The organism is Paenirhizobium selenitireducens ATCC BAA-1503 (assembly GCF_900492185.1).
GTDB lineage: Bacteria > Pseudomonadota > Alphaproteobacteria > Rhizobiales > Rhizobiaceae > Allorhizobium > Allorhizobium selenitireducens_A.
Window position 1 is genome coordinate 1 of the sequence record NZ_UEYP01000033.1, and the last position, 10,091, is coordinate 10,091.

Genomic DNA, 10,091 nt, shown 5'->3' on the forward strand with positions numbered 1-10,091 from the left:
TCTCATACGCTTTGGCTTCGCCTTTCTCGCGGCTGCGGCCACAGATGACCAGGCCCTTTGCTCCGCGCTCCGCAAAAAGCCGCGCGACTTCCGCGCCCAGCCCCTGCGTGCCGCCGGTGACGACGGCAATCTTTCCATCCAGTCTGCCCACACTATGCCTCATGCCCTTCGCTTGACTGCCAGCATCTCGACCATCGCTGCGAAGGCGTCTGGATCCATTCCTGCCTCGAGCGCTTCCGTCATCATCGTGTTCTGCGTTTTTGGGGCGAGTCCACCAACTGGCGGGTCACTATCGAGATTGGTCGGGAAGGCATAGCCCTCCGCGGTCGCGGCGATCGCATTGGCGACTTGGGAAGAGGTGAGCGATCCCGATGACCGGGCAGCCAGTAGCGCCGGATAGACGGCCTTGCACATAGCATCTCGATCAACGCTTTCCATCGCGCGACCAAAGGCAGAAGAGACCTGCAGAAGGTTCGCCATGCGCCAGATGTCCTTGGAGACGTTATTGCCGGCGCCATGCATCAGCGCCGGGTTGAAGAACACGGCGTCTCCTTTGGCGAGCGGCAATTGCACATGGTGTTCGGCAAATACGGCCTGGAATTCCGGACGTCCGAAGGCAAGGTATCCCTCAAAGAAGCTCTGCGAATACGGCAGAAACAGCGTCGGCCCGCTTTCAACCGGCATGTCACAATGCGCAACCGCACCCTGCAGGGTAAGCACCGGCGAGATCGCATGGATATGGCCAGGATAGCCCTGCATCTGCTCTGGCGACATGAAGCCGAGGTGATAGTCGCGATGCGGCACCTGCGCCTTGCCGCCAGGGTTCACCCGGTTCATCTGTGCAGTCATCTGGTAACCCCGGCCGAGCCAGGCTTCCGAGGCCATAGCGATCGCCTCGGAGGCATAATAGCGTGCGAAATTCTCAGGGTCTGCGAGCGCGTGTTTCTGCAGCGAGTTCCAGATGCGATCATTAGCGCCGGGCTTTGCGAAATGGTCAGCAGCGGCCTTGCCGCCTGCCTTTTCCGCCTTGACGATGGCGTTGAACACCTCGGTTGCGCGGTCGATGACAGAGAGATCGGCAATCGCCCGTTTGATGACGATGACACCGGGCCCGGTCGAGAAGGCCTCGACCCATTCCGCCATCAATTCAAGCCGAGCATCCGGGTCGCGGGCAATCTCGCGCACCCTTGATCCGTCATAGATTAAGACGTTCTTCACGACACCAGAGGCGAGCGGCCACTCATGCGGATTCGTGGCCTGTGCCACCAACTCCTTGAAGGCGTCGATTTTACCGCTCTCCTTGTCGAGCCAGACTTTCTGGCGGCGGCGGCTGGTCAGGGTCTGCGTATCCATGGTGTTCCTCCGATGTATCTCTCCGGACTTGACCATACCCAAGTGCACTGGAAGAAATGAGCTGGCCATCACCTCAAAATCACCTCAAGGCATACACCATGCGCCCGCCCTTCCCGCTCAAGGATATTGCCCTGCAATCGGGCCTCAGCCTCGCGACTGTCGATCGGGCCCTGCATGGCCGTGCACATGTCGCCCGCGCCACAGCGTTGAAGATCGAGGCGGCGATTGCGGAATTGGAGCGGCAATACGCAGAGGCACGCATCGGCGGGCGACGCCTCGTGATCGACGTGGTGATGGAAACACCGCAGCGATTTTCGAACGCGGTACGCGCAGCCTTCGAGGCTGAACTGCCTGGTCTGCGGCCAGCTTCGCTGTCGGCTCGCTTTCACGTGGCCGAGACCATCGCGGAGCGCAATCTCCTCGCCATCCTCAAAAGCATCCGCCGGCGTGGCAGCCACGGTGTCGTCGTCTGGTGCCCTCGACACCAGCGATCGCGGACGCGGCGACCGAATTGATGGAATGCGGGATCCCGGTCGTTACGCTTGTGACCGACCTGCCCGCTGACGCCCGCCACGGTTATGTCGGGATGAACAATCGCGTCGCCGGTGCCACAGCCGCCTATATGCTCGCCCGGATGGCCGGGCCAACGACAGGTAAAGTACTCGTTACTCTGTCGAGCGCTCGCTTCTCAGGCGAGGAAGAACGTCATCATGGTTTTTGTGACGCCCTTCAAATGGACGCGCCGCATCTTGGCATCGTGACGATCTCAGAGGGATTTGGTGTCGACCGCACCACGGAAAGGCTGGTGAAGGCGGCGCTTGTTGACGATCCCGCGATCCGCGCGGTCTATTCGATCGGCGGCGGCAACCGGGCGATACTCAGAGCCTTTGCAGAGGAAAAGAGACCGATTGACGTCTTCGCCGCTCACGATCTCGATGCCGACAATCGCCCGCTTTTGGCGGAGGGCCACCTCACCTTTGTTATCCACCACGACCTGCGCCAGGATGCTCGCAGCGCCTGTCAGATGGTCATGGCACATCACCGCATGCTCCCGAAAGATTTCCAGGTAGCACCGTCACGCGTGGCGATCGCCACGCCATATGAGGTGTTCTGAAACAGAACGATCTTCTCACTCGCCTGCGTGAAGCACGTTCCGGTCAGACTGCGGAGAGTTTCCGCTCAAAGGCAACCAATGAAGAGGTATTAAGCAGGCATGCAAACTATTGGCGCGCTCTAGATAGTTCAGCTCGTATAGCAGGATCGTCGTCAAGAAAGTCCGGCTCCGCCTCCGCCCCAACGGCATCGAAATACCGACTGAGAAAATTGCGAAACGAGGCTGCGAGAGCGATATCAGCGATGTTCACGTCAGTGAACCCCAACTCCCGAAGGCGATCAATGTCGGCCTGCCCAATGAGGGAGGCATTGATCGTAATCTGCTCTGCGTAAGCCAGCATGGCAATTTCCGGCTCCGTGAGCCCGGCATTGCGATAGTCTCGATATACGGCCAGCGTCTTATCTCTACCGATCACGCTAGACAGCGCCTTGAAGTAAACGTGGGAGCAATAGCTGGACGGTACAAGCTTGGCCGTCACCAGCGTGATGAGCCGGAAGTTGACGAGGCCCAGAGAAAAGCCATCCCTGATCTGGTGTAACAAGTGCTCGACCGGAGCGAGTATGTCCGGTCTTGCCGACCAGCACTGCGTGGCTTGCATCACGCGCCCCATGGAAGCCACTTCATTGGCGTAAATCGCCGCCACTTCGCCCTCGGCTTCAGATGGCTCTATGGTTTTCAGAAACACGTTAACCTCCCAGGTTGCTGTGGCCTGGCCTCATGATGCCTTGGAAGTGTCGTTATGAGAAGAGATGGTAGAAAGCAGTCCAATCGGCCGACCAATATTGAACCGCTTCTAATGCTTCCCGGGACCCGTGGCGGCTTCCCAGAAGGCGAAAAATGAGCGTGTATGCAGCGCGGTCACACCCTCGCTCTTAAAGGGATTCGAATCGTCGACCTGTCATAGCTTCGGATGAAAGCCAGCAGATAAACAATGCAGATCAAGCATCTGGCTTATCTGGAATGTCTGAAATGGGGCCGCAAGCTGTATGTCCGATGTCGGGGTGAGATAACGCGAGAGGCGACATTCAAACATCCGGCCAGATAGACCGGGTTCCGCCCCTTGCGAAGAAGATTTCCGCAAGGGGGCCGTGAACGGACTGTCCGCTCTTGGTCAATGGTCGCGCAAAACCGGCCGTTGGGCAGTACTCCACATGGATCACACGCAGGATGCGTGCAGTCCGAAGAGCAGTTGAACCAATCCCGCAGCGAGCCGACATACAAAGAGAACTTCCGGTTTGCTTGCCCAAGCATTTCCGATCGCGTCCCAGGACGTGGTGTAGCTTCGTGACGATCTCTTCCGCCTTGTGTCTTTTCGCTGCCATTTCAATGTCCTTCTGAGGCGCATAAGCCATACTTCATGAAGGATCACTTTTCAGGGGGCAGACCACTCTACTGAAACGTTTGCGACAGGCCCGTTTCGAGCGAGGCGAGATGGTGTCTTGTGCCACTCAACGTCACGACGTTCCGCTAAATCAGCTTTGCCGGCGGTGCGGGCTATTGCGCAGGTGAGGCTCTACAGCCGTAAGGCAGGCCAGCCGCCTTCAATTAGCGAGTGACGAAGCTGCAAGATCATTGTCGTGAGCTATCGCGCATGCTCTGCCGCAAGATAGTGGCGGTGGAAATGCTCCGGTGAAACACGCGCGGATCAAAGCTTTCTACCAATAAATTCCATATCGATGGAATTTGGGCGGCAAGAACGAGGGCAGCCGCGGTTTATAAGACATGTCGGAGATTGCCGGATAGTGAGGTGTTGCTAGGGCGGTGAGTTCACGCAGCCTGACGATCCGGCTTTCTGTGCTTGGATGCGTTCGCAAGAGGGACGGCACGGGAATGCGTCGGCCGGGGAGAAAAATTTCCTCCCAGAACCTTCCGACACGGCGTTCGAGTTTGCTCAGCGCTCTCATGAGACCCTCCGGGTCGCCGGTCAGCTCCGCCGCCGCGCGATCTGCGTCATACTCGCGGGTGCGCGACAGGCCGAGCTGCACGAGCGCCATCAAGGTGGGCGCGAAGATGAGAAGCGCCACGATATGCCACGGAACATAGACCTCGCCCGCGAAAATAAGAGGTAGGTTGAGGAGCAGCAGGAACTGTCCAAGCCAACTCGCCAGAGAAACCAACCGTGACATCACATCTGCCAATCCCATGATCCACAGGTCGCGGTTTGCGATGTGGCCAACTTCGTGAGCCAGGACACCGACGAGTTCGCGGCCATCGAGGAGTTTAAGCAGTCCATCGGTGACGCAGATTGTACTGTCTTCTGGACTGCCCATCGCGAAGGCGTTCGGCAATGGGCTCGATACGCGATAGAGCTTCGGCGCGCGCGGCAAATCGGCACGTCGCGCAAGTTCCGCTATTCCTGCGACAAGGCCGGGCGCATCACGTCCCGTTATGCGCTCTGCCTGATATGCGGACAGCAAGAAGTCTTGCGGCAGATTGGGCGCAAAAATCAGACCCGCAACCATTCCGAAAGCAAGCAGCAGCCCGACCTCCGCGCCCACGACGGCTGTCATGGATGCCCAGGCGATCATCGCCATAAGGCCAAGCAAGAGCGCGGATTGGACGAGATTGATAAATCGATGCCTCGTCGAGACAGTGGGCATTTCCGGCTCCTATCGTGTTCCGCCGAGTGTGATCTTGAGGCTCTTGCGCTGATCGCCGCGCCGGATGTGCAATTCAGCCTGATCCCCGGGGCGATGCGCTTCGAGCGCCATGATCAGGTCAGCCGCGTCATCAACTCTAGTCGCTCCAAGGCCGATTATCCGGTCGCCGACTACAATGAGCCCATCGCCGCCAATACGGGCGGGCACCAGTCCCGCACGGGCAGCGGGGCCGTCAGGATCGACTCCGAGGACCGGGACGCCTGAGGTGCTATCCTGCGCGAGCATCGCGTCGACCCTGGGATCGAATAAGATGCCGAGTCGTGGTGGTGCATAGTTGCCGCGAGCGATGAGCTGTGGCACCACCCGATTGACCGTATCGACGGGCACCGCAAAGCCGATTCCCGCACTGCCGCCGGATGGACTGAAAATCGCCGTGTTGACGCCGATCAGACGCCCCGCGCTATCGATCAGAGGGCCACCGGAATTTCCGGGGTTGATTGCCGCGTCCGTCTGGATCAAGCCCCGTATCGGGAGACTGCCTTCTCCCGGCAATTCGCGGCCGAGAGCCGAGACAATTCCGGTCGTCATCGTCCAGTCCAGGCCAAACGGATTGCCGATGGCGAACACGCTCTGACCGACACGCAACTCGTTGCTGGTGCCGATGGGGATTGGCGGTGGCCGGTCAGAACCTACGCCGATATGCAAGACTGCCAGATCGTGCTCGGGGGCGCGCCCCACCAGGCGCGCGGAGAAGGCACGGCCATCAGCCAGCCTGACGACTGCCCGGCTCGCGCCGGCGATAACATGATTGTTCGTCACCACATGACCGAGTTCGTCCCAGACGAATCCTGAACCGTTTCCGCGCGGAACGTCATAAGCATTCCGGGTCCAGGGATCGACTACACGCTCGGCCATCGTGATGAAGATGACACTGTCTCGAGTGGCGTTGAATACCGTGATGGTGCTTTGTTCGAACGCCGCCAAGTCGCCGCGCGGAACCACGGCGCGCGGTTCGGAAAACCGACCCAGCACAATGCCCTGAATGATAGGAAAGCTCTGCCACACGATTATGATAAGGAGCGCGGCAGAGGTTGCTGAAACAAGTCGGATGAAAACGCTTGGGCTCATTGATCGCCTTCGGCATTTTTAGCACCGGGCTCTTTGCGCCGGTCCTGATCGCGCACCAGCCAGTGGACTGCTCCGAGCGCAAGAGCCGCGCCCGCGAGGGCGGCAATCTTGGCTGGCTCCGTCTCGCCAAGGTCGAGGATGATAAATTTGCGCGCGATCGCGAGGAGCGCGATCAGCACGATCGTGCGGACCTGGAGAATGCCGAAGCTGCGTTCGGTCGCCACAAGAAGGGAGCGCTTGAACTCGAGCGCAATTACAACGGTGAAGATCATTCCGAACACCACCTGGAAGGTGGCGTAATCGAGCGTGTCGAACGCTCCCAAGACCAACCGGTTCACGACCTCGCGCATCAGCGCCCAAACCGACGCCACGACGATAACCGCAATGATGGCGCTGAGGACGAAAATGACGACCTGTTCGAACTTCTCGTAGAGCGTCATCGCCGACCATTGTTCACGGGTTAGCCCGGATCGTTTCAGGTCTTTCATCGTTCCCCCTCGAAAGCCGCCCCGGAGAAACAGGCTCCCCGGGGCTCACCAGACGGCGTGATATCAAACGGAGCTGAGCGGACGCCGCAAACCGGCAACACCCAATGTGGCAAATCAGCCGTTCTTGACATCGATGCGCTTGATCTTCGCCTGCGCCTCGGGTGTCTGGGGCAGCTTGATCGTCAGAACCCCGTTCTTGAAGGATGCCTGCGCCTTTTCGCCATCCACACCGGGAGGGAGCGGAATTGTCCGGTAGATTGCGCCGTAGCTGCGCTCGGACAGGTAATACCCCTTCTTCTCCACCTGGCGCTCGATCTTCTTCTCCCCCTTCACAGTCAACATGTCATCGTTGACCGTCACCTCGATGTCCTTCATCTCCATGCCCGGCAGCTCGATCGACACTTCGATCGCGTTGTCGGTCTCGACCATGTCGGATTTGGCTTCGCCGCTGCCCCAGGGCCATTCGAACTGACCGACCCGGTTCCAAAAGTTCTCGAACACATGGTTCATTTCGCGCTGGAGCGTCGCGATCGGGTTGTCTTCGCTGCTCTTCGCATCTGGCGTGCTGTCCTTGCGCGCCCAGGGAATGAGGTCTTTAATTTGCATGATTGGTCTCCTTAGGTTTTCAGACGCCCTTGACGGCGATCCTTTTCGGCTGCGCTTCAGGGGCTCGGGGGAGCGTCAGGGTCAGGACACCTCCACGCATCTCGGCTTCGATCCTGTCGGGGTCGATGTCCTCGGAAAGCGTGAAGGCACGCTCGAAATCGCCCTCGCCATATTCGGCATAGGCAAGTTCGAGGTTTTCCGGCCGCACCGGTTCAACCTTGCCGCGGATCGTCAACACACGATTTTCGAGCGTGATTTCGACCGCATCGGCGGCGACCCCAGGCATTTCAAGCATCATGGAGACACCCTGATCGGTCTCGACGATATCGGTCAACGGGCGGTAGATGCGTCCGCCGCCGGTGGTCTCGGGCGAGTCGGTCGGCGTCTTTTCGGCGGCTTGCGTGATGTCGGTGCTCATCGTTCCAGCTCCTCTCAGGCTGCCTTGATCTCGATTTTCTTCGGCTTCGTTTCCTCGGGCCGCGAGATAACGATCCACAATACGCCGTTCGCCATCCTCGCCTCGACCTTGTCATCCGAGGCCACGAACGGCAGCCGGATCGCGCGGGAAAACCCGCCGTAAACGCGTTCGTTGTGGTGCCAGCGCGCACCGCCGGGAACCTCGGGCGCCTTGCGTTCGCCCGACAGCGTCAGGACGTTGTCCTTGACCGAAATTTCAATGTCGCCCGGTTCGATGCCGGGAAGTTCAGCGGTGACTGCAACGGCCTCAGGGCCTTGCCAGACATTTACCGCCGGGAACGCCGCGCGGGACGGCGGCCAGAAACCGCGGTCGAGATCGCGCATCATGGAGCGCATCAGCGCAAAGGGATCGCTGCGGCGCAGATATGTCGGGTAGAGCATTGCTGGCCTCCTGTTGCTGATCGATACCCCCGAACCGTCGGCATGGAGGGACCGGGCAACGGCGCCGGCCGGATGTGGGTTCGGAGAACGCCTATCAAGATAGGCCGTTCCATTTAGTATGCAAGCATGTATGATGGGTGCATTGCGTTTTGGATGGGGGGCGGTTTCTCCTGTGTACCATGCAATCGGCGGAAGGATAACCATGATCTCTTCGGACATCGCGCTGATCGGGACGACGATCCACCGGGTCGCGCAGCTCATCCAGCAGCGGATCGACCAAGACATCCGCGGCAGCGGCCTGACCCGCCTGTCCTGGATGGCGGCGGCGCATGTCGAGGATGCGCCTGGGCTGACCATCGNCGGCTGGGTCGAGCGGTCGCCCTCGCCCGACGACAGGCGGGCGCAGATCGTCACGGCAACGTCGAAGGCCCGGGCGATGCTGGAGGAACTCGCGCCGCGGCAATCGGCGCTCGAACATGAAATCTTGCAGGATCTGTCGGCAGACGAAAGGCGCGCCCTGCTGGCGCTGCTTGAGCGGATCAAGGCGCGGCTCGGGCGGCAGTGAAAGGGACAAGCGGCATGGAAAGGAAGACCGAATACAACATCTGGTACTGGGTGGTGGCTTTCATAGCCGTGCTTTTCATCCAGAACCTGATCGCCGGCTGGCAATCCGTCGCGCCGATCAGCTACAGCCAGTTCGAGAAGTATCTCGCTGACGGGAAAATTTCCTTTGTCGCGGTCGGGTCAGACACGATCACAGGCACCTTCGCCGAACCGGTCGACGGCAAGAAGCAGTTCGTGACGACCGTAGTGAATCCCGCAATTCTGGAACGGATAGACCGGTCAGGTATCGAGATCACTGGCGTTCCGCAAAACACTTTTCTCGGCACGCTGATTTCCTGGGTGGCGCCAGCGCTTATCTTCTTCGGAATCTGGATGCTGCTGTTCCGCAAGTTCGCCGACAAGCAGGGCTTCGGCGGGTTCATGCAGGTCGGCCGCAGCAAGGCCAAGGTTTACATGGAAAAAGAAACCGGCGTCAGCTTCGCCGACGTGGCCGGTGTGGACGAGGCCAAGGCCGAGCTCGAGGAGGTCGTGGAGTTCCTCAAGAACCCGGCCGAATACGGAAAGCTGGGCGCACATATCCCCAAAGGCATATTGCTCGTTGGGCCGCCGGGCACCGGCAAGACGCTGCTGGCGCGCGCGGTGGCGGGTGAGGCCGGCGTGACCTTCTTTTCGATCTCGGGATCAGAGTTCGTCGAGATGTTCGTGGGCGTCGGTGCCGCGCGGGTGCGCGACCTCTTCGAGCAGGCTCGGAAATCCGCGCCGGCGATTATCTTCATCGACGAACTCGACGCTCTCGGGCGGGCGCGCTCCTCCGGCCAGGTCGCTGGCGGCCACGATGAGCGTGAGCAGACGCTGAACCAGCTTCTGACCGAGCTCGACGGCTTCGACCCTTCGGTGGGCATCGTGCTGCTTGCGGCCACGAATCGCCCGGAGATTCTCGATCCGGCGCTGTTGCGGGCCGGACGCTTTGACCGGCAGGTGTTGGTGGATCGGCCGGATAAGAAGGGACGTGTGCAGATTCTTGGCGTTCACATGAAGAAGGTGAAGCTCGCCCCGGACGTCGATGCCGAGAAGGTCGCAGCGCTCACGCCCGGCTTCTCGGGCGCCGATCTTGCCAATCTCGTCAACGAGGCAGCATTGCTCGCCACGCGCCGCAAGGCCGATGCGGTGGCGATGGACGACTTCAACAATGCCGTGGAGCGCATCATCGCCGGGTTGGAAAAGAAGAACCGCGTTCTGAACCCGCGCGAGCGCGAGATCGTGGCGCACCACGAGATGGGGCACGCGCTTATGGCGATGGCTCTGCCGGGGGTGGACCCGGTGCACAAGGTCTCGATCATCCCGCGCGGAATTGGCGCGCTCGGCTACACTATCCAGCGC

The 10,091-nt window shown here is 60.2% G+C and carries 11 protein-coding genes and 1 pseudogene; 3 read left to right on the forward strand and 9 right to left on the reverse strand.

Features of this window, described 5'->3' with window-relative positions; translation table 11 throughout:
* Positions 1 to 163: SDR family NAD(P)-dependent oxidoreductase (locus RHIZ70P_RS22295; RefSeq protein WP_115672769.1), on the reverse strand; the 163-nt coding region annotated here is incomplete at its 3' end.
* Complete coding sequence (locus RHIZ70P_RS22300) at positions 160 to 1,353, reverse strand: phytanoyl-CoA dioxygenase family protein (protein ID WP_115672754.1); 1,194 nt, start codon at positions 1,351 to 1,353, stop codon at positions 160 to 162. The genes RHIZ70P_RS22300 and RHIZ70P_RS22295, both read right to left, overlap by 4 nt.
* Before the next feature lie 56 nt (positions 1,354 to 1,409).
* On the opposite strand from RHIZ70P_RS22300, the pseudogene RHIZ70P_RS23520 reads away from it, so the two are divergent.
* A pseudogene (locus RHIZ70P_RS23520) lies at positions 1,410 to 2,467 on the forward strand (LacI family DNA-binding transcriptional regulator).
* Between the two features lie 106 nt (positions 2,468 to 2,573).
* On the opposite strand, the gene RHIZ70P_RS22310 reads toward RHIZ70P_RS23520, so the two are convergent.
* From RHIZ70P_RS22310 to RHIZ70P_RS22340, 7 genes are all read right to left on the reverse strand, one after another.
* Complete coding sequence (locus tag RHIZ70P_RS22310; protein WP_115672755.1) at positions 2,574 to 3,152, reverse strand: carboxymuconolactone decarboxylase family protein; 579 nt, start codon at positions 3,150 to 3,152, stop codon at positions 2,574 to 2,576.
* A 970-nt stretch (positions 3,153 to 4,122) separates the two neighbouring features.
* A complete protein-coding gene (locus RHIZ70P_RS22315; RefSeq protein ID WP_115672756.1) occupies positions 4,123 to 5,067 on the reverse strand; it encodes a zinc metalloprotease HtpX in 945 nt (314 codons plus the stop codon).
* Between the two features lie 9 nt (positions 5,068 to 5,076).
* Positions 5,077 to 6,195, reverse strand: coding sequence for a S1C family serine protease (locus RHIZ70P_RS22320; protein WP_115672757.1), 1,119 nt, complete (start codon positions 6,193 to 6,195; stop codon positions 5,077 to 5,079).
* Entirely contained in the window at positions 6,192 to 6,683 is a 492-nt protein-coding gene (locus RHIZ70P_RS22325) for a phosphate-starvation-inducible PsiE family protein (RefSeq protein WP_115672759.1), read from the reverse strand. The genes RHIZ70P_RS22320 and RHIZ70P_RS22325 overlap by 4 nt, the downstream gene beginning before the upstream one ends.
* Before the next feature lie 114 nt (positions 6,684 to 6,797).
* A complete protein-coding gene (locus RHIZ70P_RS22330; protein WP_115672761.1) occupies positions 6,798 to 7,289 on the reverse strand; it encodes an Hsp20/alpha crystallin family protein in 492 nt (163 codons plus the stop codon).
* Positions 7,290 to 7,308: 19 nt separating this feature from the next.
* The gene (locus RHIZ70P_RS22335) at positions 7,309 to 7,707 is read right to left on the reverse strand and encodes an Hsp20/alpha crystallin family protein (protein ID WP_115672763.1); all 399 of its coding nucleotides are present in this window, start codon (positions 7,705 to 7,707) and stop codon (positions 7,309 to 7,311) included.
* A gap of 14 nt (positions 7,708 to 7,721) precedes the next feature.
* A complete protein-coding gene (locus tag RHIZ70P_RS22340) occupies positions 7,722 to 8,093 on the reverse strand; it encodes an Hsp20/alpha crystallin family protein (protein ID WP_235842319.1) in 372 nt (123 codons plus the stop codon).
* A gap of 256 nt (positions 8,094 to 8,349) precedes the next feature.
* Between RHIZ70P_RS22340 and RHIZ70P_RS22345 the strand changes: the two genes are divergently transcribed.
* The gene (locus RHIZ70P_RS22345; RefSeq protein WP_115672767.1) at positions 8,350 to 8,712 is read left to right on the forward strand and encodes a MarR family winged helix-turn-helix transcriptional regulator; all 363 of its coding nucleotides are present in this window, start codon (positions 8,350 to 8,352) and stop codon (positions 8,710 to 8,712) included.
* 14 nt (positions 8,713 to 8,726) lie between these two features.
* A partial coding sequence (ftsH, locus tag RHIZ70P_RS22350; RefSeq protein ID WP_147294053.1) for an ATP-dependent zinc metalloprotease FtsH occupies positions 8,727 to 10,091 on the forward strand: 1,365 nt, incomplete at its 3' end.

What these genes read in the sequence shown, in the direction of transcription:
- RHIZ70P_RS22300 (WP_115672754.1), bottom strand. Translation starts at nt 1,353, where the DNA reads ATGGATACGCAGACCCTGACCAGCCGCCGCCGCCAGAAAGTCTGGCTC.
- RHIZ70P_RS22315 (WP_115672756.1), bottom strand. Translation starts at nt 5,067, where the DNA reads ATGCCCACTGTCTCGACGAGGCATCGATTTATCAATCTCGTCCAATCC.
- RHIZ70P_RS22320 (WP_115672757.1), bottom strand. Translation starts at nt 6,195, where the DNA reads ATGAGCCCAAGCGTTTTCATCCGACTTGTTTCAGCAACCTCTGCCGCG.
- RHIZ70P_RS22325 (WP_115672759.1), bottom strand. Translation starts at nt 6,683, where the DNA reads ATGAAAGACCTGAAACGATCCGGGCTAACCCGTGAACAATGGTCGGCG.
- RHIZ70P_RS22330 (WP_115672761.1), bottom strand. Translation starts at nt 7,289, where the DNA reads ATGCAAATTAAAGACCTCATTCCCTGGGCGCGCAAGGACAGCACGCCA.
- RHIZ70P_RS22335 (WP_115672763.1), bottom strand. Translation starts at nt 7,707, where the DNA reads ATGAGCACCGACATCACGCAAGCCGCCGAAAAGACGCCGACCGACTCG.
- RHIZ70P_RS22340 (WP_235842319.1), bottom strand. Translation starts at nt 8,093, where the DNA reads ATGATGCGCGATCTCGACCGCGGTTTCTGGCCGCCGTCCCGCGCGGCG.